Origin of the sequence: Janthinobacterium sp. SUN137 (assembly GCF_030587265.1) — a bacterium.
Taxonomy (GTDB): Bacteria; Pseudomonadota; Gammaproteobacteria; order Burkholderiales; family Burkholderiaceae_D; genus Janthinobacterium; species Janthinobacterium kumbetense.
In genome coordinates this window covers 142,388-165,045 of record NZ_JAPWHZ010000001.1, presented here as the reverse complement: position 1 = coordinate 165,045, position 22,658 = coordinate 142,388, and the positions used below count along the sequence as shown (strand labels likewise).

The window sequence follows — 22,658 nt, the reverse complement described above, 5'->3', positions numbered from 1 at the left end:
TCTGCCGTGTCCGCGTACGGTGCATCCGGTAAAATACGGCTTTCCCACCCGCCGTGAACGACGCATATGCCCAGGCCCCTTCTCGCCACCATCCATCTCGATGCCATGCAACACAATCTGGCGCGCGCCCGTGCCGGCGCCCGCGGCGCCAAGGTGTGGGCCGTCGTCAAGGCAAATGCCTATGGCCACGGCCTGGAACGGGCCATGCGGGGCTTTGCCGGGGCCGATGGCCTGGCGCTGGTCGAGGTCGACTACGCCGTGCGTCTGCGCGAACTGGGCTGGACCAAGCCCATTTTGCTGCTGGAAGGCTTTTTTGACGCCAGCGATTTGCCCGTCATGGCGCAATATGGCTTGAACGGCAGCGTGCATTGCGAAGAGCAGATCGCCCTGCTGGCAGCGGCGCGCCTGCCGCACGCCATCGATGTGCACCTGAAAATGAATACGGGCATGAACCGCCTGGGCTTTACGCCGGACGCCGTGGCGGGGGCGTATGCGCGCCTGCGCGCCATGCCGCATATCGGCACGATCACCCTGATGACGCATTTCGCCAACGCGGACGAGGCGGCGCCCACGCGTTTGCCCCTGGAGCAGCAGATGTTGCGTTTCGAAGCGGGCGCGGCCAGCATCGGCACATCATTGCCGCGCAGCCTGTGCAATTCGGCCGGCGTGCTGCTGCACCACCTGGACAGCGACTGGGTGCGCCCCGGCATCATGCTGTACGGCGGCACGCCCAGCGGCGCTCCCGGCGGCACCTCCGCGCAGGCGTTCGGCTTGCTGCCCACCATGACTTTGCGCAGCAGCATCATCGGCGTCCAGGATATCGCCGCCGGCGAAGTGGTGGGTTACGGCAGCCGCTACGAAGCGGCCGGCAATATCAAGGTGGGCGTGGTGGCGTGCGGCTATGCGGACGGCTACCCGCGCCATGCGCCCGAAGGCACGCCCGTGCTCGTCGACGGCGTGCGCACGGGACTCATCGGCAGGGTGTCGATGGACATGCTGATGGTCGACCTGACGCACGTGCCCGGTGCAAAAGTCGGCAGTGCCGTCACCTTGTGGGGCCAGGGCATGCCGATCGACGAGGTGGCCCTGGCCGCCGGCACCATCGGCTACGAGCTGATGTGCGCACTGGCGCCCCGCGTGCCCGTGGTCGAAGCGACACAGTGACGGCGGCCCGCCGTTTGTATATACTGTATATATAGACAGCAGTTTCACCTTACCCGGGCAAAGTACACCATGGCAAAAGTCAAGACCATCTACACCTGCAGCGATTGCGGCGCCATTAGCAACAAATGGATGGGGCAGTGCACCTCGTGCAACCAGTGGAATACCATGGTGGAAACCCTGCCAGAGACGGGCGGCAACAACCGCTATTCGAACCCGCAGCACATGTCGCTGGCGCAGACGGCGCCCGTGCTGTCGCTCGACGATATCGACGCCATCGACGTGCCCCGCTTCGGCACGGGCATCGAGGAATTCGACCGCGTGCTGGGTGGCGGCATGGTGGCGGGCGGCGTCGTGCTGATCGGCGGCGACCCCGGCATCGGCAAGTCGACTCTGCTGCTGCAGGCGCTGGCCAATATGTCGCACCACAAGCGCGTGCTGTACGTCAGCGGCGAGGAATCGGGCGCGCAGATCGCCCTGCGCGCCAAGCGCCTCGTCATCGACGCCAAGGAACTCAAATTGCAGGCCGAGATCCAACTGGAAAAGATTCTCGCCACCCTGGCCGTTTTAAAACCGGAAGTGGTGGTGATCGACTCCATCCAGACCGTGTATTCGGACGCGCTCAGCTCGGCGCCCGGTTCCGTGGCGCAAGTGCGCGAATGCGCGGCCCAGCTCACGCGCGCGGCCAAGCAGACGGGCGTGACCATCATTTTAGTCGGCCACGTGACGAAAGAGGGCGCGCTGGCCGGTCCCCGCGTGCTCGAACACATCGTCGACACGGTGCTGTACTTCGAGGGCGACGCCCACTCCAGCTTCCGCCTCGTGCGCGCCATCAAGAACCGTTTCGGCGCCGTCAATGAACTGGGCGTGTTCGCCATGACGGAAAAGGGCTTGAAAGGGGTGTCGAACCCGTCCGCGCTGTTCCTGTCGCAGCACGACAACCAGGTGCCGGGTTCGTGCGTGATGGTGACGCAGGAAGGCACGCGCCCGCTGCTGGTGGAAATCCAGGCCCTGGTCGATACGAGCCACTTGCCGAATGCGCGCCGCTTGTCCGTCGGCCTGGAGCAGAACCGCCTGGCCATGCTGCTGGCCGTGGCGCACCGCCACGCGGGCATCGCCGCCTTCGACCAGGATGTGTTCATCAACGCCGTGGGCGGCGTGAAGATCACGGAACCGGCGGCCGACCTGGCCGTGTTGCTGGCGATTAATTCTTCGATGCGCAACAAGCCCTTGCCGCGGGGCCTGGTGGTGTTTGGCGAAGTGGGCCTGGCCGGCGAAATCCGTCCCGCGCCACGGGGCCAGGAGCGCTTGCGCGAAGCGGCCAAGCTGGGCTTTACCCTGGCCGTGGTGCCCAAGTCGAACTTGCCGAAGCAAGTCATCGAGGGCCTCAAGGTGATCGGCGTCGAGCGCATCGACGAAGCATTTAACAAGTTGCGCGACCTGGAGTAAAAGTTGGTATGGTTTAAATGCCAAGCTTGAGACAAGTCAAACAAAATTTCCGTTTAGAATTATAATATTTGTCCGATGGATGCGCCTCGCGCATCCGCATCGACAATGCATAATAGAGAAGCGGAATACAGTGTCAGTTGAGCAAAGGCAGGGCGCACGCAAGATATTGCGTGCCAAGGCAATGTTGGTAATGGATGGCGCGGGCCCTGTGGCGGCGCGCACCCTCGATGTGGGGCCGGGCGGCATGTCGGCCGTCATCGCGGAACCGGTGCCGACAGGCAAGAAGGGCAAGGTGCTGTTCGAATTGTTTTACGATGGCGCGGCGCACATCATCGAGGCGCGCGTGGCCGTCTCGCACTGCATTTTCAGCAGCGCAGGTTTCAAGGTGGGACTCACTTTCCAGCAGCTGGACATGGCCGTCAGCAGCGCCATTTCGAAATTCATGCGCTGAGGCACGCCCGAAGATAAACGGCAAGTGATTGCGCTAAAATGGTGCATATGGGTTTGCAGTCAGGAAAAACCTGTTCTGTTCGCTGTTTTGATATTCCAGTAATACTGCATAATTATCAACCAGAAGAAGGACCTTGCCGCGCCACGCGCGCCTGCCGTCCGTTTCCAGCGCAGCACGGTCACGACCTGAACCGTATGCCATGACCTTACACCCGACGGGAACGCCTACCATGTTTAATTCGACCATCAACAGCAGGGCCTACACCAACAACACGCAGCAGACGACGCAGGGCAATATCTCGGCCGATGTGTATGCGAAGGTGGAGCGCCAGATGCAGTCGCAGAACACGGGCGTCGTCAAGCTCAACGCCAGCCTGGCGCGCGACCAGGCCAAATTCTCCGGCCTGGGCCAGCTGCAATCGGCGCTGGCGAAATTCCAGACCGTGGCCAAGAACATGGCCGGCAGCGGCCTGGCCACGTCGGCCACGTCCAGCAGCAAGGATGTGCTGAGCGCCACCACTACCGACAAGGCGGTCAGCGGCACCCATGAAATGAACGTCAAGCAACTGGCGCAGGGACAGACCTTGCTCAGCGGCGCGCAGAAATCCTCGAGCGCGGCCATCGGCACGGGTGCGCCCGCGCTGGTCAAGATTGAAGTGGGCTCGGCCGACGGCAAGCAATTTACGCCCGGCAGCGGCAAGATCATTGCGGTGACCATCGACAGCAGCAACAATAGCCTCGACGGCATCGCCGCCGCGCTCAAGCAGCAGGGCATCGACGCCAGCGTGGTCAAGGGCCCCGATGGCTACTCGCTGGCCCTGAACGGCAAGAGCGGCGCCGACAGCAGCATGCGCATCAGCGTGTCCGGCGACGCGGCCGTCAGCAATCTGCTCAGCTATGCGCCCGGCGCCGGCAAGGGCATGCAGCAGACGGCCGCCGCGCAGGATGCGCTGCTGACCGTCGACGGCAAGGAAATCAAGAGCGCCACGAATACCCTGACGACGGCCGTCGAGGGCGCCACCATCGAATTGAAGAAAAAAGGCACGACCGACCTCGTCATCGCCAAGGACAGCAGCCAGATCGCCAGCAACGTGGCCAGTTTCGTCACGGCCTACAATGAACTCAACAGCAAGCTGCAGAGCCTGCAGCAGGGCGACTTGAAGTCCGACACGGCCCTGGGGCAAGTGCGCTCACAGATGGAACAAGTGCTGCGCACGGCCAGCACGGGCGTGCCATCGTCGGTGCTGGGCAGCGCCGGCGTGACCCTGGGCAAGAGCGGTGAGCTGGTGCTCGACGACAAAAAACTCAAGGCCGCCATCGCGGCCGATCCGGACGCCGTCAGCAAGATGTTCACGAATAACGGCAAGGGTGTGGCGGACCAGTTCGCCACCAAGATCGGCGAGCTGACGGGCGAAACGAGCATCATCCGCAAGGAAGTGCAGACGGTCGGCAAGGACATCACGACGCTCACCAACAAGAAAGCCGTGCTGGCCAAGGCGCTGACGGCCCAGGCGCAGGCGCTGGTGAAAGCGTATTCCGCGCAGGAACAGATGGGAACGAACTCGGCCTTGCCGGGTTATACGGGCAAGAATTCCCTGTTCGACTTCATGGCTTGAGAGCGCACCGCTAAAGCGCCCATGGCGGCGTTGCATCGCCTTGCCGTACCAGCGTACTGCCTGCGGCGCTGCGCCTTGCCCTGAGCGCTGTATCGGCGCGCTTTCCAGTTGGCTAGATTCTGTCGCCCTGGGCAAAGAAGGCCGACGGCGAACTGCCGAAAGTCTTCTTGAACATGGCGGAAAAGGCCGACTGGCTGGCGTAGCCCAGTTCTTCGGCCACTTGCGACAGCGGCACGCCGCGCGCGATCAGGGGCGCCGCGTGCGCCAGGCGCACTTGCTGGCGCCACTGGCCAAAACTCATGCCCAATTCCCGTTCGAACAGCCGCGCCAGGGTACGCTCCGAGGCGCCGACCTGCTGCGCCCAGTGTTCCAGGGTCTGGTTCAAGCCCGGTTTCTCGATCAGGCTGTCGCACAGGCTTTTCAGGCGCTTGTCGCCAGGCAAGGGCACGCGGATGGGGCGCGTGGCCGAGCGTTTCAATTCATCGAGGATCAGTTCGGCCAGCAGCGCCTCGCGCGCCGGTTCCTGCCCCGGATCCAGCTGTTCCAGCGCCATGATCAGCTGGCGCAGCAAATTCGATACTTCCAGCACCTTGCAGTCGTGGCCCGCAAAGGGCGCGCGCGCGGCATGGATGCACAGGGGGCGCAAGCGGGTCTTTTCCAGTATCGTGACGGCATGCTCCACGTTGGGCGCGATCCAGATGGCGCGCATGGGCGGCAGCACCCAGCTGCTGTTGTTGGCGGTGATGCGCAGCACGCCTTCGAGCGCCATCGTGACCTGGCCCCATGGGTGGCTGTGCGGCAATAAAAATTCATCGGGTTGCAGGTCGCGCGCGATCATGGTCACGGGAATGGTGGCGCTGGGCGCTTCCCGTGGGGGACACATGCGGGTATGGTGGAGGATAGGTACACCCATCAGCTTGGCCTTAATTCGATAAATTATGTCGTTCTGTCGGAAAACAGACGATGGTATTTTGCATACACTTGAGCTTCACCAGTATAAGACAGGGTATGACATGATAACAACTAACTCGGCATCCGGACTTCCCACCTTGCGCGGCGATGCCCGCGTCATCGGCCTGGTGGGGCTGGCGCATGGCGTGTCGCACTTTTATCACCTGATCCTCGCGGCCCTGTTCGTCTGGCTGAAACCCGCCTTCGACCTGTCGTATGCGGAACTGGGCTTGCTGATGACGGTGTTCTTCATCATCTCGGGCGTGGGGCAGGCGCTGGCCGGCTTTGTCGTCGACCGTTTCGGCGCGCGTGCCGTGCTGTTTTCCGGCATTTTCTTGCTGGGCGTGTCGGCGCTGGCCCTGTCCACCGCCCACAGCTATGCGGCGCTGATGCTGGGCGCCATGCTGGCCGGCATGGGCAACAGCGTGTTTCATCCGGCCGACTACACGATCCTCAACCAGCGCGTGTCGGCGGCCCGCGTGGCCTACGGCTTTTCCGTGCATGGCATCAGCGGCAATATCGGCTGGGCCCTGGCGCCCCTGTTCATGACGTATGTCGCCACCAACTACGACTGGCGGGTGGCCTTGCAATGCGCGGCCGTGCTGCCGTTCGGCGTGCTGCTGATCCTGTTCCTGAACCGCCACGCCATCCGCCCCGAACCCGTGAAACAGGCCGCGCCGGGCCAGGCCGCCGGCGGCGAAGGCACGCTGGACTTCCTGCGCCTGCCGGCAGTGTGGATGTGCTTTGCCTTCTTCTTCATTACCGCCATCGCCCTGGGCGGCATCCAGAGCTTTGCCAGCGTGGCCCTCGTCAAGCTGTACGGCATGAGCCTGGCGCTGGCCACGAGCGCCTACACGGCCTATATGCTGGCCTCGGCCGTGGGCATGCTGGCCGGCGGCGTGGTGGGCGCGCGCAGCAAGCAGCCGGATCGCAACGTGGCGATCGCCTTTGCCGCCGCCGCGCTGCTGGCCGTGCTGCTGGGCATGACCGTCGTGCCGGCCTGGGGCGCGGTGGTGCTGATGGGCGCCATCGGCCTGATGTCGGGCGTGGCGGGGCCGTCGCGCGACCTGATGATACGCGCGGCGGCGCCGAAGAATGCCACGGGGCGCGTGTACGGCGTCGTGTATTCGGGCCTCGACAGCGGCCTGGCCGTGGGCCCTTTGTTCTTTGGCGCGCTGATGGATGGCGACCATCCGGCCATGCTGTTCGTCTTCATCGGCCTGTTCCAGGCGCTGGCGATTGCCACGGCCGTGGGCGTGGGCGGCAAAACACGTGCCGCGGCGCTGCAAAAGGCATAGAATCGTTGCCATCTGCCACGAAAGGAATCCCCCATGACCTTTGCCACCACCGACCTGTGCGACGACTATGCAGCCATGCTGGACGACGGCACCCTGGCCGTGCTGCCGCCCGTGTACCGCGCCTTCGGCCAGCGCGTGCGCTTCAGCGGCCCCGCCACCACCTTGCACGTGTTCGAAGACAACGCCCTCGTGCGCAGCACCCTGGAAACGCCGGGCCAGGGCCATGTGCTGGTGATCGATGGCGGCGGCAGCCTGCGCCGCGCCCTGGTGGGCGGCCAGCTGGGCGTGCTGGCCGAAAGCAACGGCTGGGCCGGCATCGTCGTCGATGGCTGCATCCGCGACAGCGAGGAAATCAATGTCTGCCAGATCGGCGTGCGCGCCCTGGCCACGCATCCGCGCAAGAGCAACAAGACGGGCGCCGGCCAGCGCGACGTGCGCGTGCAGATCAGCGGCGTGGCCGTGCATCCGGGCGACTGGATCTATGCCGATGCGGATGGCATCCTGGTGGCACGGCAAGAGCTTGATTGAGCTGTCGCCTTCCGGAGGAAGGGGCGAGGGCGCCTGAAGACGTTGCAAATTGCTCACATTAAATATATTTTTGCAAAGTTCTTGGATTTTCATCCTGGCTGCGATATGATTTCACTTAAGGTAACTTTAATGCCAATAAGGCAAGGAAATCAACTCATGAAAATCGCCACCATCGCAGCCGTTGTCGCCCTGTTTGCTGCCGGCACCGCCAGCGCCAGCCCCGTCAACCTGATCACGAATGGCAATTTTGAAACAGTTGCTTCCGGCTATACCTTCGACAGCGGCTTTAAAGTCGTCAACAGCGGTTCGTCGGCCATCACGGGCTGGACCGTGGGCGCCAGTTCCGTCGACCTGATCCGCAATGCGTATAACGCCATCAACGGCTACAGCGTCGATTTGCTGGGTACGCCAGGTCCGGGTTTCCTGTCGCAAAATTTCAGCGTCGTTGCCGGCCAGACGTACAGCCTGACCTTTGACATGGCGCGTAATTCCGGCGGCCCTGCAGGCCAGGGCGTGAGCGTCAATTTCGGTGGCGTGGTGGGGGATTTCTACTCGACGGCCGCCGCCTCGAACACCTTGTACAGCAACACCCTGAGCTTCACGGCCGCTTCCACGGGCCTGGCGACCCTGTCGTTTGCCAGCGCCGCCAAGGCTGGCACGCCGTTCGACAATTACTCGGGCGCCGTGATCGACAATGTTTCCGTGATGGCCGCCGTGCCGGAACCGGAAACCTACGCCATGCTGCTGGCCGGCCTGGGCCTGATGGGTTTCCTGCGCCGCCGCAAGGCCGCCAAGTAATTCCAGCTTTGCGCCACGTCAAAACCGCCTGCGGCCATGCCCAGGCGGTTTTTGTTTTTCAGGGAGCTGGTGCTGCATCGGCATCTCCCCGCAACGGACAGGCGGCCGCCTGCGGCTCCATCCGCCGCGCCAGTTCGCCGCGCAGCTGCGTCAAGCCGGCGATGCGCGCATCGATGTCGGCCAGCTTGCGCGCCAGCGCCGCGCGCAGCAGTTCCGCCATGGCCGGATCGCCTGCGCCGGCCAGCAGCGGCATGTCGGCCTCGATTTCCGCCAGCGTAAAACCCAGCTGCTGCGCCGTGCGCAGGTAGCGCAGCCAGTCCGCCGCTTCGGGCGGGTAGTCGCGGTAGCCATTCGCGCCGCGCCGCGCGCGCAGCAAGCCCCGCTTTTCATAGAAGCGCAGGGTATCGCGGCTCAAGCCCGTCGCCTGCGCCATCTCGCCGATCTGCATCGAAATATTCCTTCATAAAATGCTTGACCATGGAGTGTACTCCAGCCTTGAGAATGGATGCTTTCCATACACAGGAGTTGCCATGTTGTCCGTTTCCGCCTTCCGCCGCGTGGTGCGCGCCAGCGCCATTTACGATGTGCTCATGATTGCCCCGTTTACCACGCCGTGGACGTTTTTGCTGCTGCGCGAGCACTTGAACGCCATCAACCTGGCCCTGGGCGGCGCGCCACTGCCAGTGTTCGAACCCTTGCATTTGCTCATCAGCAGCTTGCTGGGCAGCGTGGTGATGGTCTGGTCGGTGCTGCGCATGCTCGATCCGCAGCCGCGCTTCGGCCGCTACGACGCGGTGGCCCGCTACCTGTTTTCCACCTGGATGGCGTGGGCCTTGCTCATGACGGGCCAGCCTCTGCTGTGGCTATTCCTTGTGCCGGAGCTGGCCTGGGGCCTCGCGCAAAGCTTGCCGGTGCGCCGCAGCGAGGGTGGGCCGGAAGGGGGGGCGCGCGAATCGCTGTTGAGATGACGATAACGAAATGCAATAATGGCCGTGCTCGCAGTGCAACAATGACTGCAATGAACGACTATTAAGGGAATGACTATGCAGCAGGATGCCGCAGGAAAAAACATGGCGTTGCTCGATCCGGTGGTGGCGCCGCGCATCGCGGTGACGCGCCTGGTGACGGGCCTGCTGCAAGGCTTGCTGCTGTACTGGCTGTACAGCACGGCGCAAGACAAGGTGTGGCCTGCCACGGAAGCCTATCTGCTGGGCCCGTTGATGCTGATCAGCTTGCTGTTGCCCATCCTGCTGGTATCCAGCCTGGGCCACATGTCGCTCAAGCGCATCGCCCTGTGGATGGCCGGCGCGGCCGTCGTGCTGGCCGTGCTGGCCTGGCACGACGTGGCGCGCGGCGCCGAGCATGTGATTTGGGGCAACTACAAGCCGGGCGCGCCGCTGCGCGTGATTTCGGCCCAGCTGTTCGGTTTTTGCGTGGTGGGGTTTTATATCGCCCACGCGCTGGTGCTGGCCAGCGCCCAGGATGGCCGGCGCATCGCCCGCTACCCGACCTACTTTGAAATCGCCTGGAAGCTGGGCATCCAGCTGCTGTTTTCCCTGCTGTTCGTGCTGGGCCTGTGGCTGGTGCTGTGGCTGGGCGGGCAATTGTTCCTGCTGATTAAGCTCAGTTTCCTGAAAAAGCTGCTGGGCCAGGCCTGGTTCGTGATTCCCGTCATCTGCTTCGCGTTTTCATTTGCCATCCACATCACCGACGTGCGCCCATCCATCGTGCGCGGCATCCGCACCTTGCTGCTGGTGCTGCTGTCGTGGCTGATGCCGATCGCCGCCGTGCTTGTCTCCGGTTTCCTGCTGACCTTGCCTTTCATCGGCTTCGAGCGCCTGTGGGCCACGCGCCATGCGGCGTCCGTGCTGCTGGGCATGGCCGGCGTGCTGGTGGTGCTGATCAATGCCGCCTTCCAGAACGGCGAAGTGGGCCATGGCGTGGCGCGCGGCATCCGCCTGGGCACGCGCCTGGCCTGCCTGCTGCTGCCGTGGGTGGTGGGCATCGCCATCTATGCATTGACCTTGCGCGTGATGTCGCACGGCTGGACGTCCGACCGCCTGATCGCCGCCGCCTGCCTGCTGGTCGCCACCTGCTACGCGGCCGGCTATGCCTGGGCGGCCAGCAAGTATGGCGACTGGCTGCACCTGATCGCCAACGTCAACGTGGCCACCGCCTTCGTGACCCTGCTGGTGCTGTTCGCCCTGTTTTCGCCGCTGGCGGACCCCGCGCGCATTTCCGTGGCCAGCCAGATGGCGCGCCTGGACAGCGGCAAGGTTGGCGTGGACAAGTTCGATTTCGAATACCTGCGCTTCCAGGGTGCCCGCTATGGCCAGGCGGCCCTGCAGGAATTGACGAAACTCACGACGGGCCCGGATGCGGCCATCGTGCGGGCGCGCGCCGACGCCATGCTCAAGCGCCAGAATCGCCTCGACGAGACGGGCGCGCTGAGCGACGTGTCGATCAACCTGACCCTGCGTCCGGCGACGGCGAAGCTGCCGGACAGTTTCCTGCGCCAGGACTGGACGCAAGTGGGCCCCGCCTGGCGCCTGCCCGCCTGCTTGAAGCGGGCAGGGCCGCAGTGCGACGCCTACCTGCTCGATTTCGATGGCGACGGCAAGCAGGATGTGTTGCTGATCAGCAATGATCCGCGCGCCTCGTCGGTGTTGCTGGCGGAAAAAGAAGACGGCAACTGGACGGCGCGCGGGCAAATCCCCACCGATGCCCTGCGCTGCAAGCCCCTGCGCGAGAAGCTGCAAGCGGGCCAGTTCCAGCTGGTGCCGCCGAAGGTGCGCGAGCTGGAAGTGGACGGCCAGCGCGTGCCGATGACCTTGTATACACCGGAGGACGAGGTCAGCTGCCCGGATGAAACGGCGCCGGCCCCGTAGATGGCAGGAGGAGGGCGCGCAGCGGGGCTTGCAGCGCGGGACCGAACCGCCAGCGTGCCCTGAAGGCAGCAACGTCGTGCACTGAATCATTCCGACGGTCCCGTATCGGCGGAAGCTGCGAATGACGATGGCCGGCCAGAGGCTGCCACTGAAGCGTTGAATCTGACAGCGCTGGCCGAAGCCCCCTTCTGGCGAGAGCAGATCGGACGGAAGCGGAGGTTGTCTGCTTCCCTCATCGAGGTGATTTGATTTTTCTGCAATATGTTGCGCAATATATTGTATGATTGGATTTCACCGAGGGGGGAACATCAGAATGCGTTATCACTTATGTCTGCTTCAAGCGCTGTCGGCGCTGTCCATCCTGTGCGCACCGGGCGCTTTTGCCGGGGAGCCTGGCCTTTCGCGCAATGAAAAGAGCGAGATCATCGCCTCCCTCAATAGCACCTTGAATGCAAACTACGCGTTTCCGGACATCGCCAGAAAAATTGCGCCGGTGCTTCAGGAGCATCTGACCAAGGGCGATTATGACTCGGCGACGACGCAGGCAGAGTTTGCGGGCAAGCTGACGGACGACCTCGTCAAAGTCAGCGGCGACCTGCATTTCTTCGTGGGCGCCGACCCAGCATGGATAGCGGAATTCAAGGCAAAGGCCGACCCGACGCTCAAGGCCAAGATACGCAAAGAAGAATTGAGCAGGCTGGAGGAGACCAATTTCGGTTTCGACGAGGTCGCTCGCCTGAAGGGAAATATCGGTTATCTACGCTTCAGCTATTTTGCCGATCCGGAACTTGCCCATGATACGGCGGCGTCCGTTATGCGCTTCGTCGGCAATACGGACGCCCTCATCATCGATTTGCGCTATAACAATGGCGGACATCTGGAAATGGCGCAGTTTCTGGCGAGCTATTTCTTCTCCAGCGAGAAAGACCAGCTGCTCTTCGACTATTACTATAATGAGGATGGCAAACGTATCCAGCGCGGGCAATGGGTGCTGCCGGGCTTGCCGGGCAAGCGCATGGTGGACAAGCCCGTGTATATCCTGACCGGCTCGACGTCGTTTTCCTCCGCAGAATGGTTTTCCTATGCGATGAAGAAGCTCGGGCGAGCGACACTGATCGGGGAGCGCACCGCCGGTGGTGCGCATCCGGTGGCACGCAAGCCGCTCAACGACGATTTTTTCGTGCAAGTGCCGATCGGCCAGATCCAGGATCCCGTGGAGCATGGCGATTTCGAAGGAACCGGCGTGCAACCCGATATTCCAAGCCCGTCCATCCGCGCGCTGCCTCTGGCGCACAAGCTGGCGCTTGAACATCTGGCGAAGACCGATGAGGCCAGGCGAACCGAACTTGCCTGGCTGCTCCCCAGCTTGACGGCAGCGATCGAGCGCCCGCATGTCGATGCCGGGCTGTTGACGCAAGCCGCCGGAAAATATGAAGGCCGCCAGATTGTCCTGGACAAGGGCACGCTCTACACTATCTGGCGCGACCGGTTTCGCGTCGCGCTGGAGCCGATCGGTCCCGATCTGTTCGCGGTGGAAGGCGTGTCGGATTTTCGATACCGCTTGAATGTTTCGCGCGGGAAAGTGACGGCGCTGGAACGCGTGAACCAGGACGGCAGCATCCAGAGGTACAAGCGCCTTGACTGAGAAGACACCTCACCCGGCCGCGATCGATGACGCCGTGTTTCTCGGCCGCGCCGTCGAACGGCTGAGCGTCCTGATCGCTGAGCAATCCAAGACCGTCTTCGACACGATGGGGATCGTCATCCCGGTGCGTTCGTGTTCGCTGATGACTGTTCTTGCGACGCTCGGCACGGCTTCCGCCTCGGACCTGGCGCGCGAACTCGGACATTCGCACCAGCTGGTCATGCAAAAGATACCCAAGCTGCTCCGCCTGGGCCTGATACAGCATCGGAACGATGACAATGATGCCCGGCGACGGATATTCATGCCCACTGATGAGGGTTTATCGCAGCTGGCGAAATTCGAGCAGTGCACGGTGCTGATACGGGCGGCCTACGCCGGCTTGTTTGCCGAGGTGGGGGACGTGAGGCAATTCGTGGATCGGGCCGCCGATGCGCTCCACGCGAAGCCGCTGGACCAACGCATCGATTCCCCCGGCTGACGCAGACGGTTCCGCTTCAGGCCGCGAGCAGAGCTTTCCGCATGCTTGTCCGGGCGGGGGCCGCTGTAGCAGTCGTTCGACTGATACAGCATGTGCTTGTACGCGCCGCCTTGTGCCTTGTCCCTGGCGTGCCGCGCTTCTAGACTGGGGCCTTCTCCACCTTGCGACTGCCTGCCATGACCGAACTCCTGCCCCTGATGAGCTATTGCTTCGTGATGTCCGCCACGCCCGGACCGAACAACGTCATGCTGGCCACCACCGGCGCCAATTTCGGCTATCGCGGTGCGCTACCGGTAATCCTCGGCATCCAGGCCGGCATCTTCGTGCAGACCGTGCTCATGTGCGTGGGGCTGGGCAGCGTGTTCGTCGCGTATCCGATGGCGCAGCAGGTGCTGCGGATCGCGGGTGCGCTGTACCTGATATTCCTGGCCTGGAAGCTGACCGGCGCCTCGGTGGCGGGAAGCAGCGCGCCGAAGGCCGTGTCGTTTGCGCAGGCGGCGCTGTTTCAGGCGCTGAACCCCAAGAGCTGGCTCAAGGCGATCACCATGGCGTCCGTCTTCATGCCTGCGCAGGGCAACATGCTCGCCAGCGCGCTGCTGGTGTCCGTGACCGGCACCGTGGTGGGCACGCCGTGCAACGCCATGTGGGCGCTGTTCGGCGTCTCGATCCGCGGCGTGCTGAAAGCGCCCCGCAACCAGCGCATATTCAATCTGGCGATGGGGGCCGTCCTGCTGGTCCTCGCCGTGCTGTTTTTGCGCTAGACTGCCACCCATGTTTGCCATCGACCGCTCCTCGCCCATTGCCCTGTTCCAGCAGATCGAGGCCGCATTGCGCCAGCAGATCGCGCAACGCGTCCTGCCCGGAGGGACCAGGCTGCCGTCGATCCGCCAGCTTGCCACGCAGCTCGCGGTGAGCACCAACACCGTGGTGGTGGCGTACGACAGGCTGGTGGCCGCAGGCGTCATCGATACGCACGGCACGACGGGCTTCTTCGTCTGCACGCCAGCTGACGCCGGCAGCGCCATTCCCGACGAGGTGGCGCTGGAAGCGGGCCAGGAGCAGGAGCCGGTGTGGCTGAGCCAGCAAGTGAACGACCAGCGTCCGGGCGTGATATTGGCCAGCAGCGGCGCCTTGCCGCCCACCTGGCTGCAGGATGCGCTGCCGGCGGCCGCCGTGCAGCGCGGTCTGGCGCGCAGCGCGGCCGGCATGGCCTCGCGCTGTCCGCCGCAAGGGCTGGCCGAGCTGCGCGAGCAGATCGCGCTGCTGTTGCGCGGCATCGGCGTCGCCGCGGACGCCAGCCACATCCTCACCACGTTCGGCGGCACCCATGCAATCGATTTGATCTGCCGCACGTTTTTGCAGCCCGGCGATACGGTGCTGGTGGAAGACCCCGGATATTTCCTGATGTTCGGCAGGCTGCGCCAGGACGGCGTGCGCCTGGTGCCCATCAGGCGCCGCCCCGATGGCCTCGACCTGGACGAGCTGGAAGCGGCCTGCCGCGCGCACCGTCCGCGCCTGCTGTTCGTGCAGACGGCCTTGCACAACCCCACCGGGTGGAGCAGCAGCGCCGCCAACTTGCACAAGGTGCTGATCATGGCGCAGCAGCATGGCTTCCTGATCGCCGAAGACGACGTGCACGGCCATTTTCAGCCGGGCCACAGCACGCGGCTGGCATCGCTGTCCGGACTGGACGGCGTGATCTACTACTCCAGCCTGTGCAAGGCGCTGAGCCCGGCCCTGCGCATGGGCTACCTGGCCGCGGCGCCCGCGCTGCTCAAGCTGCTGATGCGCACCAAGATCCACGCCATCATGACTTTGCCTGCGCTGAACGAATACGTTTTGCTGGAAGTGCTCAAGGCCGGCAACCTGCGCAAGCACCTGGAGCGGCTGCAACGCAAGATCATGGTGGCGCGCAACGCCAGCACGCGGCAATTGAGCGCGGCCGGCGTGCTGTTCGAGCAGCCCGGCGACGCCGGCATTTTCCTGTGGGGCAGCATGCCCGAAGGGCTGGACGTGGACTTGCTGGTGCAGGACGCCTACCGCAACAAGATCCTGCTGATGCGCGGCGCCGCGTTCTCGGCCAACGACACGCCCGACCAGCACATCCGCTTCAACGTCGCCTTCAGCCAGCATCCCCGCGTGAGCGCCTACCTTGAAGAGCGCCTGCGCGCGGTGGCTGGCGCACGCTCAAGCCTGGCCCGCGCCAGCGGCGCCGCCAGCCTCGGGAGCAAGTCCTGAGCATGGTCTGCGCCTTTCCTTGTCATTTGTTGATATTCTGGAGGGGTTCTTTTTTCGCCAGCGTGTCAATTTGGTGTGCCGCCACCCGTCGCCGGGACGGCGCACCGGTTGTCCATTCCACTTTCACCAGGGAAATAAGGAAGCGCCATGAACAAACAGATCATCCTCAACCTGCCCGTGAAGGACCTGGAGAAATCCAGGGCCTTCTTTTCCGCCCTCGGCTTTACCTTCAATTCCCGTTTCAGCGGCGAAAACGCGGCCTTCATGAACATCGTCGACGACACCATCCAGGCCATGCTGACGACCGAAGCCTTCTTCCAGTCCCTGATCGGCAAGCCGGTGGCGAAGGCAAAGGAGGCCAATGAAGTGGTCATTTGCCTCAGTTGCGAAAGCCGGGAAGAGGTGGACAGCCTGATCGTCAGGGCCAAGGCCGCCGGTGGCCGCATACCGCATCCGCCGGAAGACCATGGTTTCATGTATGACCAGGGCTTCGAGGATATCGATGGCCACCTGTGGAACCTGGTCTGGACGGCGCCGGAAGCTTGAAGCAAACGGGCCGTATCAGTTTTTCGTGCGCACCTGGCGCACGTGGTTTTCCAGTTCGCTGAATGAGGGGCGTTCCGTGGCGGAAATGACCTTGCGGCCGAATTCCACGGCCAGCGCCGGCGCGTAGCCGTTCAGGCTGGCCAGCAGGGTCACTTTCACGCACTGGTACATCTTTGCCGTTTCATGGTGCTTGCGGCGCAGCAAGCTGGCCAGCGGCGCGATGAAGCCGTAAGCCAGCAGGATGCCGATGAAGGTGCCCACCAGCGCCTGCGCGATCAGCACGCCCAGCTCGGCCGGCGGCAAGCCGACGGAAGCCATCGTGTGCACGACGCCCATCACGGCGGCCACGATGCCGAAGGCGGGCATGGCGTCGGCCAGCTGCGAAATCGTCTGGATCGGCATTTCTGCATCTTCATGGTGCGTCTCGATCTCGTTATCCATCAGGTTTTCGATCTGGTAGGCATCCATATTGCCCGACACCATCAGGCGCAGATAATCGGTAATGAATTCCAGGATGTGCTCGTCACCGAGCGTGTACGGGTATTTCACGAAGATGGGGCTGCGGTACGGGTCGTCGATATCGTCCTCGACTGACATCAAGCCTTCCTTGCGGATCTTGCTGAGGATTTCATACATCAGCCCCATCAGTTCCATATAGCGCGCCTTCGTGTATTGCGAGCCGTGGAACAGGGTGGGGATGGCCGCGAACGTGGCGCGGATGGCCTTGGCGTCGTTGCCGACAAAGAAGGTGCCCAGCGCCGCGCCGCCGATCATCAGCAGTTCCAGCGGCTGGAACAGGGCCGCCAAATGGCCGCCCTGCATGGCGAAGCCGCCGAAGACGGAAAACAGCACGACGAGAAATCCGAGTATGACTAGCAAAACCTACTCCTTCATAATATTGCCATATCGCAATATTGTAGTGTAACCCGATTTGCCTGCGGTAGCCGCGTCCGGCTGCAGCTGCTGGATGAGAAAATTGATAAAAGCGCGCACTTTGGCGGGCAATTGGTGGCGGCTCGGATAATAGGCGTACAGGTCGGCCGGCGCCAGCGCGTAATCGTCCAGTACCACGCGCAGGCGGCCGCTGTCGAGGTAGCGGGCCAGGTCCCATTCCGAGCGCAGCAGGATGCCGTGCCCGTCCAGGGCCCAGCCCAGCACCACGTCGCCATCGTTGCTGGCCACCGTGCCGCGCACCTTCACCGTGTGGGTGGCACGCCCTTTGCTCAAGCGCCAGATGCCGTAGGCGTCATCGTTTTGCCGGTGCACGATGCAGCGGTGCTGCGCCAGCTCGTCCGGGGTGTGCGGCGTGCCGTGTGCCTGCAGGTAGGCGGGTGAGGCGCACAGGAAGCGCCGGTTCGACATGATCTTGCGCGCCGACAAACGCGTGTCGGGCAAGTCGCCGAAGCGGATGCCCAGGTCGTACGCCTGCTCGACCAGGTTGATGGGGCTGTCCGTCAGTTGCAGCTGCACTTCCAGCTGCGGGTGGCGCAGGGCGAATTGCGACAGCAGGGGCGCGATCACCGTGCGGCCGAAACCCAAGGTGGCATTCACGCGCAGCAGCCCGCGCGGTTCGGCGCTGCCGCTGGCCAGCGACTCTTCCATGGCGCGGATATCGTCGAGGATCTGCCGCGCCTGCTGCAGATAACTTTCGCCGTCGCCCGTCAGGCTGATGCGCCGCGTGCTGCGGTTCAGCAAACGCACGCCCAGGCGCTGCTCCATCAGCACCAGCCGTTTGCTGACGGCGGGCGGCGTGATGCCCAGCTCGCGCGCCGTGGCCGACAGGCTGCCCAGCTTGGCCAGCAGCACAAAGAAGGCCATTTCCGTGGTGGCGTCGCTTTTCATTATTAACTTCAAGTGAAGAATGGTTTAAATTGCTATCGATTATACGATTACGTATCGCGGTTAAGCTGGCGTCACCATTCAAATACAGGAGACCCGCATGAAAATCGTCGAGATCCGCGAAAAGACCATCCCCATCTCTTCCCCCATCCGCAACGCCTACATCGATTTCACCAAGATGACGTTAAGCCTGGTGGCCGTCGTCACGGATGTGATGCGCGACGGCAAGCCCGTCGTCGGCTACGGCTTCAATTCGAATGGCCGCTACGGCCAGGGCATGCTGATGCGCGAGCGCTTCATCCCCCGCATCCTCGATGCCGATCCGGCCAGCCTCGTGACGGCTGACGGCGCCAACCTCGACCCGCACAAGGTATGGGATTGCATGTACACCAATGAAAAGCCGGGCGGCCACGGCGAGCGCTCGGTGGCCATCGGCACCATCGACATGGCCATCTGGGATGCCGTGGCGAAGATCGAGCGCAAGCCCCTGTTCCAGCTGCTGGCCGAGCGCCATGGCACGGGCGTGCCCGACAAAAAAGTGTTCGTGTATGCGGCGGGCGGCTATTACTACCCGGGTCAGAGCTTGTCCGCCCTGCAGGACGAGATGCGCAGCTATGTCGACCGCGGCTACACGGTGGTCAAGAAAAAGATCGGCGGCGCCTCGCTGGACGAGGATTTGCGCCGCATCGACGCCATCATGGACGTGCTGCAGGATGGGCAAAAGCTGTGCGTGGATGCCAACGGCCGCTTCGACCTCGACACCTCGATCGCCTACGCCAAGGCGCTGCGCCAGTACGACCTGTTCTGGTATGAAGAGGCGGGCGATCCGCTCGACTTCGAGCTGCAGGCGACCTTGCGCAGCTATTACGACAAGCCGATGGCGACGGGCGAGAACCTGTTTTCCATGCAGGATGCGCGCAACCTGATCCGCTACGGCGGCATGCGCGCCGACCGCGACTGGCTGCAGTTCGACTGCGCCCTCAGCTACGGCCTGGTGGAATACCTGCGCACCCTGGACATGCTGCACCAGCACGGCTGGTCGCGCAGCCGCTGCATCCCGCACGGCGGCCACCAGATGTCCCTGAATATCGCGGCAGGGCTGGGCCTGGGCGGCAATGAATCGTATCCGGACTTATTTCAGCCGTTCGGCGGCTTCCCCGACGGCGTGCGCGTCGAAAACGGCCGCATCACCATGCCGGACCTGGTCGGCATCGGCTTCGAGGGCAAGGCGAACCTGTATGCGGAAATGCGCGCGCTGAGCGGGCAATAGGCTCAGGCCGGCGCCTGGCGTTTCATCTGCGCGGCGGGGCTGCTCTTCTCCCAGCGGAACAGCCACATGATGATCAGCTTGGTCGTGGCGCTGACGCAGGCCAGCAGCAGCAAGGGCCAGCCCGTTTCCAGCCCCATGACTCAGGCGAAGAAGATGGTGCTGGCATCCATCGCCAGGATGAACTGGCTCATTTTCAGGGAGACGGCGCCCGTCTTGCCCGAGCGCCAGATCAAGCGGATCTGGTGCGCGTAGCCCTGCGCCAGCAGCATGGTGACGGCGACGAGCAGGCCTTGCGAGATTACGCGCTTTTCATCGCTGAAGGTGGGGCCGAAGGCCAGCCCTGCCATGCCCGCGCTCAGCAGCAGCGCGCAGGCCAGCAGCGCATTGCGCGATGCCAGGCTGCGGCGGTCGCGGTGGATTTCATACAGGATGGCCAGCGCGATCAGCGAGGCGACCAGGCGGGGCCAGACGATGTAGTGGTTGAACGGCGTGATCGAGTAGCCGTACACAAAGAACGCGCAATACGCGAGGAAGCTGACGGTGAACTGGTTGATGGACAGGATGTCCGTCGTCTTGCCGGCGCCGATGCAGGCATCGCGCTTGCGCTGCCAGATTTTTTGCAGCTGCGACCACAGGCCGTACAGGCTGACGACGATGAAGAGGGAATTGAGACTGCCGGCAAGGGTGTACAGGGAAGGGGGCTGCAAGGTATCTCCTGGGAAAGCCAAGGCGCCGCCGTGACAGGCCGCCTTGTCTATACATTTTATTTTGGCAATATGCTCTCATGAAATAAATTAGCAGGCAAGCAATGATTGCGCTGGCGCGGCCTGTTGCCGCGGCACTTGCCTGAACGTACCTGTTCCTGCGCTTGGCCCTATAATTGCGGCATGACTTTCTTATCACATCGTGCCCGCTCCGTGCTGGGCAGTATCGGCAAAATGGCCGTTTCCCTGATTCTCCTGTTGACCGCACTGTGGGGCGCGCTGGCGCTGTGGTACCAGTTGTCCGGCGGCACGGCCGCGCAAGCCATCGGCGCGCTGCTGTGGGGCGCGCTGGGCGTGGCCAGCATCGCGCTGTGGTGGACGCGCGGCGATGCGCGCGTGCTGCTGCCGTATACGGCTGGTTTTCTCCTGCTGCTCCTGTGGTGGAGCCTGATCACGCCGAAACAGCAGCGCGTGTGGGCCGACGACGTGGCGCGCAACGTCACGGGCACGGTGAAGGGCAGCACCGTCACGCTGGACAATGTGCGCAATTTCGACTGGCGCAGCGACGACGATTACACGGTCAAGTGGGAACAGCGCAGCTACGACCTCGACGAGCTGCGCACGGTGGACACGGCGCTGTCGTACTGGACGGGGCCGTACATCGCGCACACCCTGATCTCGTTCGGCTTTGCCGACGGGCGCTTTTTGACGTTTTCCATCGAAATCCGCAAGGAAAAGGGCGAGAGCTTTTCCGCCATCGGCGGCTTTTTCAAGCACTTCGAGATGAGCCTGATCGCCGCCGACGAGCGCGACATCCTGCGCGTGCGCACGAATGCGCGCGGCGAAGACATGCATCTGTACCGCGTGATGATGCCCAAGGCGGCCATGCGCTCGCTGTTCCTCGCCTACCTGGACGAAGCGCAATCGCTGAAGAACCAGCCGCAGTTCTACAACACCCTGACGGCCAACTGCACCACCATCGTCTTCGAGATGGTGCGCCGCATCGTGCCGGGCCTGCCGCTCGACTACCGGCTGATGGCTTCGGGCTACCTGGACCGCTACCTGTTCGACGTCAAGGGCCTGGTGCCCGGCCAGACCTTCCAGCAGCTGCGCGATGGCGGCCACGTCACGGCGCGCGCGCGGGCGGCCAACGACGACGCGGACTTTTCGCATGCGATCCGCCGCGGCATGCCGGGCTACGATGAAGCGGGCCACCCGAAGCTGCAAATGCCCAGGCAGTAATCAACTTGCAGCACAACGTCCAACCAAACCGTAGCGAGCGGAAGGAAGAGGTGGTCGAGAAGCGGAACTGTACTTTAGTACAGTGAGCATCGCAGGCCGCCTATGCCGACGCGCAGTAGGCTTGGTTGGGCGTTATCTGTCATTGCTTTATACTGTCGCTATCCCGACCGGCCGCACATTGCGGCCGGTCTCACTTCATGACTAAATAATAAGAAGGCCCGCTATGCCATTTTCCTCACTGGGTCTGATTCCCGCCCTGGTCCGCGCCGTCGACAAGGCCGGCTATGCCGCGCCGACGGCCATCCAGGCGGCCGCCATTCCCGCCATCCTGCGCGGCAGCGACGTGCTGGGCGCGGCGCAGACGGGTTCCGGCAAGACGGCCGCCTACGCGCTGCCGCTGCTGCAGGCGCTGATGGCGCCCGTTTCCGGCCCGCGCCAGGTGCGCGCGCTGATCCTCGTGCCCACGCGCGAGCTGGCGGCGCAGGTGGGGCAGACGGTGCACGCGCTGGCCAAGCCGCTGCCGATCAAACTGAAGATTTCCGTGCTTTTCGGCGGCGTGTCGATCAATCCGCAGATGATGGACTTGCGCGGCGGCGCCGATATCGTCGTCGCCACGCCGGGCCGCCTGCTGGACCTGGTGCGCCAGAATGCCGTCAAACTGGGCGGCGTGTCGCTGTTCGTCCTGGATGAAGCCGACCGTTTGCTGGACATGGGTTTCAGCGAGGAGATCAACGCCATCCTGGCGCTGCTGCCCAAGCAGCGGCAAAACCTGTTCTTCTCCGCCACCTTCCCCGACAACGTGCAGGCGCTGGCCGACGGCCTGCTCAGCGAACCCGTGCGCATCGAAGTGGCGTCCGAACCGCAGGACAAGCCGGACATCGTGCAGCGCGCCATCACGGTCGACGTGCCGCGCCGCACGCAGCTGCTGCGCTACCTGATCCTGCAGCAGCAGTGGGAGCGCGTGCTGGTGTTCGTCGCCACCAAGTACGCGGCCGAACACGTGGCCGACAAGCTGCAGCGCGCGGGCCTGCACGTGGGCGCCTTCCACGGCGAATTCAGCCAGGGCACGCGCAGCCAGCTGCTGGCCGACTTCAAGGCGTGCCGCTTGCAGGTGCTGGTGGCCACCGACGTGGCCGCGCGCGGCATCGACATCGCCGGCTTGCCGGCTGTCGTCAACTATGACTTGCCCCGTTCGGCCGTCGACTACACGCACCGCATCGGCCGCACGGGCCGCGCCGGCGAAAGCGGCACGGCCATCAGTTTCGTGACGGCCGATACGGAAGCGCATTTCCGCCTGATCGAAAACCGCAACGACTTGCGCATCGTGCGCGAAGTGGTGGCCGGTTTCGAACCGACGGAATTGCCGACGCCCGTGAATCCCGTCACCGACACGGTCAACGGCGGCGTCAAAGGTGCGCGCAAGAGCAAGAAGGATAAATTGCGCGAAGCTGCGGCCCTGGCGGCGAAGGCGGCCGAGGGCAATTAAATCCACCTTATGTGCGCTAGCCGCTTGAACGGCCACGTTTCCCGGACTAAGATTGTGTTTCTATAAAGCAA

At 63.6% G+C, this 22,658-nt stretch carries 23 protein-coding genes; 17 read left to right on the top strand and 6 right to left on the bottom strand.

The window, feature by feature from the left end; genetic code table 11:
• The first annotated feature begins 66 nt into the window (after window positions 1-66).
• The 4 genes from alr to fliD all read left to right on the top strand — a co-directional run bounded on the left by alr (window position 67) and on the right by fliD (window position 4,676).
• Window positions 67-1,164, top strand: a complete 1,098-nt coding sequence (alr, locus tag O3298_RS00810; RefSeq protein ID WP_305058292.1) for an alanine racemase — start codon at window positions 67-69, stop codon at window positions 1,162-1,164.
• Between the two features lie 69 nt (window positions 1,165-1,233).
• Window positions 1,234-2,610, top strand: a complete 1,377-nt coding sequence (radA, locus tag O3298_RS00805; RefSeq protein ID WP_305058291.1) for a DNA repair protein RadA — start codon at window positions 1,234-1,236, stop codon at window positions 2,608-2,610.
• Window positions 2,611-2,689: 79 nt separating this feature from the next.
• Window positions 2,690-3,061 (top strand): PilZ domain-containing protein, encoded by a 372-nt coding sequence (locus O3298_RS00800; RefSeq protein ID WP_305058290.1) that lies wholly within the window; start codon window positions 2,690-2,692, stop codon window positions 3,059-3,061.
• Window positions 3,062-3,290: 229 nt separating this feature from the next.
• The gene (gene fliD / locus O3298_RS00795) at window positions 3,291-4,676 is read left to right on the top strand and encodes a flagellar filament capping protein FliD (protein ID WP_305056308.1); all 1,386 of its coding nucleotides are present in this window, start codon (window positions 3,291-3,293) and stop codon (window positions 4,674-4,676) included.
• A gap of 112 nt (window positions 4,677-4,788) precedes the next feature.
• Here the strand turns inward: fliD and O3298_RS00790 are convergent, their stop codons facing one another.
• Complete coding sequence (locus O3298_RS00790; protein WP_180278731.1) at window positions 4,789-5,589, bottom strand: helix-turn-helix domain-containing protein; 801 nt, start codon at window positions 5,587-5,589, stop codon at window positions 4,789-4,791.
• 100 nt (window positions 5,590-5,689) lie between these two features.
• Between O3298_RS00790 and O3298_RS00785 the strand changes: the two genes are divergently transcribed.
• The 3 genes from O3298_RS00785 to O3298_RS00775 all read left to right on the top strand — a co-directional run bounded on the left by O3298_RS00785 (window position 5,690) and on the right by O3298_RS00775 (window position 8,251).
• The gene (locus O3298_RS00785; RefSeq protein ID WP_305058289.1) at window positions 5,690-6,925 is read left to right on the top strand and encodes an MFS transporter; all 1,236 of its coding nucleotides are present in this window, start codon (window positions 5,690-5,692) and stop codon (window positions 6,923-6,925) included.
• 33 nt (window positions 6,926-6,958) lie between these two features.
• Window positions 6,959-7,453 carry a ribonuclease E activity regulator RraA gene (rraA, locus tag O3298_RS00780; RefSeq protein ID WP_035820358.1) on the top strand — a complete coding sequence of 165 codons (495 nt, stop codon included), beginning with the start codon at window positions 6,959-6,961 and terminating at the stop codon, window positions 7,451-7,453.
• Between the two features lie 156 nt (window positions 7,454-7,609).
• The gene (locus O3298_RS00775; RefSeq protein ID WP_251351617.1) at window positions 7,610-8,251 is read left to right on the top strand and encodes a choice-of-anchor C family PEP-CTERM protein; all 642 of its coding nucleotides are present in this window, start codon (window positions 7,610-7,612) and stop codon (window positions 8,249-8,251) included.
• 58 nt (window positions 8,252-8,309) lie between these two features.
• Here O3298_RS00775 and O3298_RS00770 read toward each other — a convergent pair whose 3' ends face one another.
• Entirely contained in the window at window positions 8,310-8,699 is a 390-nt protein-coding gene (locus tag O3298_RS00770) for a MerR family transcriptional regulator (RefSeq protein ID WP_251351616.1), read from the bottom strand.
• A gap of 82 nt (window positions 8,700-8,781) precedes the next feature.
• Here O3298_RS00770 and O3298_RS00765 point away from each other — a divergent pair, with 82 nt between their 5' ends.
• The 7 genes from O3298_RS00765 (at window position 8,782) to O3298_RS00735 (ending at window position 16,046) form a co-directional block, all read left to right on the top strand.
• Window positions 8,782-9,219, top strand: coding sequence for a hypothetical protein (locus O3298_RS00765; protein WP_099667220.1), 438 nt, complete (start codon window positions 8,782-8,784; stop codon window positions 9,217-9,219).
• 102 nt (window positions 9,220-9,321) lie between these two features.
• Window positions 9,322-11,139, top strand: a complete 1,818-nt coding sequence (locus O3298_RS00760) for a DUF4153 domain-containing protein (protein ID WP_305058288.1) — start codon at window positions 9,322-9,324, stop codon at window positions 11,137-11,139.
• Between the two features lie 313 nt (window positions 11,140-11,452).
• Entirely contained in the window at window positions 11,453-12,784 is a 1,332-nt protein-coding gene (locus O3298_RS00755; RefSeq protein WP_305058287.1) for a S41 family peptidase, read from the top strand.
• The gene (locus O3298_RS00750; protein ID WP_305058286.1) at window positions 12,777-13,262 is read left to right on the top strand and encodes a MarR family winged helix-turn-helix transcriptional regulator; all 486 of its coding nucleotides are present in this window, start codon (window positions 12,777-12,779) and stop codon (window positions 13,260-13,262) included. Before O3298_RS00755 ends, O3298_RS00750 begins: the two co-directional genes overlap by 8 nt.
• A 176-nt stretch (window positions 13,263-13,438) precedes the next feature.
• On the top strand, window positions 13,439-14,023 hold the full coding sequence (locus O3298_RS00745) for a LysE family translocator (RefSeq protein ID WP_305058285.1): 585 nt from the start codon (window positions 13,439-13,441) through the stop codon (window positions 14,021-14,023).
• Window positions 14,024-14,033: 10 nt separating this feature from the next.
• A complete protein-coding gene (locus tag O3298_RS00740) occupies window positions 14,034-15,500 on the top strand; it encodes a PLP-dependent aminotransferase family protein (protein WP_305056315.1) in 1,467 nt (488 codons plus the stop codon).
• A gap of 147 nt (window positions 15,501-15,647) precedes the next feature.
• Window positions 15,648-16,046, top strand: coding sequence for a VOC family protein (locus O3298_RS00735; RefSeq protein WP_305058284.1), 399 nt, complete (start codon window positions 15,648-15,650; stop codon window positions 16,044-16,046).
• A gap of 15 nt (window positions 16,047-16,061) precedes the next feature.
• On the opposite strand, the gene motA is transcribed toward O3298_RS00735, so the two are convergent.
• Together motA and O3298_RS00725 are read right to left on the bottom strand one after the other, a co-directional pair.
• On the bottom strand, window positions 16,062-16,925 hold the full coding sequence (motA, locus tag O3298_RS00730; RefSeq protein ID WP_077406831.1) for a flagellar motor stator protein MotA: 864 nt from the start codon (window positions 16,923-16,925) through the stop codon (window positions 16,062-16,064).
• Between the two features lie 3 nt (window positions 16,926-16,928).
• Window positions 16,929-17,888, bottom strand: coding sequence for a LysR family transcriptional regulator (locus tag O3298_RS00725; protein ID WP_305058283.1), 960 nt, complete (start codon window positions 17,886-17,888; stop codon window positions 16,929-16,931).
• Between the two features lie 97 nt (window positions 17,889-17,985).
• Here O3298_RS00725 and O3298_RS00720 point away from each other — a divergent pair, with 97 nt between their 5' ends.
• Window positions 17,986-19,155, top strand: coding sequence for a mandelate racemase/muconate lactonizing enzyme family protein (locus O3298_RS00720; protein ID WP_305058282.1), 1,170 nt, complete (start codon window positions 17,986-17,988; stop codon window positions 19,153-19,155).
• A 2-nt stretch (window positions 19,156-19,157) separates the two neighbouring features.
• On the opposite strand, the gene O3298_RS00715 is transcribed toward O3298_RS00720, so the two are convergent.
• Both O3298_RS00715 and O3298_RS00710 read right to left on the bottom strand, forming a co-directional pair.
• Window positions 19,158-19,292, bottom strand: a complete 135-nt coding sequence (locus O3298_RS00715; protein WP_305058281.1) for a hypothetical protein — start codon at window positions 19,290-19,292, stop codon at window positions 19,158-19,160.
• A 3-nt stretch (window positions 19,293-19,295) separates the two neighbouring features.
• Window positions 19,296-19,862: a hypothetical protein gene (locus tag O3298_RS00710; protein WP_305058280.1), complete on the bottom strand. Its 567-nt coding sequence runs from the start codon at window positions 19,860-19,862 to the stop codon at window positions 19,296-19,298.
• A gap of 180 nt (window positions 19,863-20,042) precedes the next feature.
• Between O3298_RS00710 and O3298_RS00705 the strand changes: the two genes are divergently transcribed.
• The gene (locus tag O3298_RS00705; RefSeq protein ID WP_305058279.1) at window positions 20,043-21,101 is read left to right on the top strand and encodes a DUF4105 domain-containing protein; all 1,059 of its coding nucleotides are present in this window, start codon (window positions 20,043-20,045) and stop codon (window positions 21,099-21,101) included.
• Between the two features lie 223 nt (window positions 21,102-21,324).
• Window positions 21,325-22,587 (top strand): DEAD/DEAH box helicase, encoded by a 1,263-nt coding sequence (locus O3298_RS00700; protein WP_289904295.1) that lies wholly within the window; start codon window positions 21,325-21,327, stop codon window positions 22,585-22,587.
• Window positions 22,588-22,658 lie beyond the last annotated feature (71 nt).

Excerpts from the sequence above, each read along its gene's own strand:
- alr (WP_305058292.1), top strand. The coding sequence starts at position 67 with ATGCCCAGGCCCCTTCTCGCCACCATCCATCTCGATGCCATGCAACAC.
- radA (WP_305058291.1), top strand. The coding sequence starts at position 1,234 with ATGGCAAAAGTCAAGACCATCTACACCTGCAGCGATTGCGGCGCCATT.
- O3298_RS00800 (WP_305058290.1), top strand. The coding sequence starts at position 2,690 with ATGCGCCTCGCGCATCCGCATCGACAATGCATAATAGAGAAGCGGAAT.
- fliD (WP_305056308.1), top strand. The coding sequence starts at position 3,291 with ATGTTTAATTCGACCATCAACAGCAGGGCCTACACCAACAACACGCAG.
- O3298_RS00790 (WP_180278731.1), bottom strand. The coding sequence starts at position 5,589 with ATGGGTGTACCTATCCTCCACCATACCCGCATGTGTCCCCCACGGGAA.
- O3298_RS00785 (WP_305058289.1), top strand. The coding sequence starts at position 5,690 with ATGATAACAACTAACTCGGCATCCGGACTTCCCACCTTGCGCGGCGAT.
- rraA (WP_035820358.1), top strand. The coding sequence starts at position 6,959 with ATGACCTTTGCCACCACCGACCTGTGCGACGACTATGCAGCCATGCTG.
- O3298_RS00775 (WP_251351617.1), top strand. The coding sequence starts at position 7,610 with ATGAAAATCGCCACCATCGCAGCCGTTGTCGCCCTGTTTGCTGCCGGC.
- O3298_RS00770 (WP_251351616.1), bottom strand. The coding sequence starts at position 8,699 with ATGCAGATCGGCGAGATGGCGCAGGCGACGGGCTTGAGCCGCGATACC.
- O3298_RS00765 (WP_099667220.1), top strand. The coding sequence starts at position 8,782 with ATGTTGTCCGTTTCCGCCTTCCGCCGCGTGGTGCGCGCCAGCGCCATT.
- O3298_RS00760 (WP_305058288.1), top strand. The coding sequence starts at position 9,322 with ATGGCGTTGCTCGATCCGGTGGTGGCGCCGCGCATCGCGGTGACGCGC.
- O3298_RS00755 (WP_305058287.1), top strand. The coding sequence starts at position 11,453 with ATGCGTTATCACTTATGTCTGCTTCAAGCGCTGTCGGCGCTGTCCATC.
- O3298_RS00745 (WP_305058285.1), top strand. The coding sequence starts at position 13,439 with ATGACCGAACTCCTGCCCCTGATGAGCTATTGCTTCGTGATGTCCGCC.
- O3298_RS00740 (WP_305056315.1), top strand. The coding sequence starts at position 14,034 with ATGTTTGCCATCGACCGCTCCTCGCCCATTGCCCTGTTCCAGCAGATC.
- O3298_RS00735 (WP_305058284.1), top strand. The coding sequence starts at position 15,648 with ATGAACAAACAGATCATCCTCAACCTGCCCGTGAAGGACCTGGAGAAA.
- O3298_RS00725 (WP_305058283.1), bottom strand. The coding sequence starts at position 17,888 with ATGAAAAGCGACGCCACCACGGAAATGGCCTTCTTTGTGCTGCTGGCC.
- O3298_RS00720 (WP_305058282.1), top strand. The coding sequence starts at position 17,986 with ATGAAAATCGTCGAGATCCGCGAAAAGACCATCCCCATCTCTTCCCCC.
- O3298_RS00715 (WP_305058281.1), bottom strand. The coding sequence starts at position 19,292 with ATGGGGCTGGAAACGGGCTGGCCCTTGCTGCTGCTGGCCTGCGTCAGC.
- O3298_RS00705 (WP_305058279.1), top strand. The coding sequence starts at position 20,043 with ATGACTTTCTTATCACATCGTGCCCGCTCCGTGCTGGGCAGTATCGGC.
- O3298_RS00700 (WP_289904295.1), top strand. The coding sequence starts at position 21,325 with ATGCCATTTTCCTCACTGGGTCTGATTCCCGCCCTGGTCCGCGCCGTC.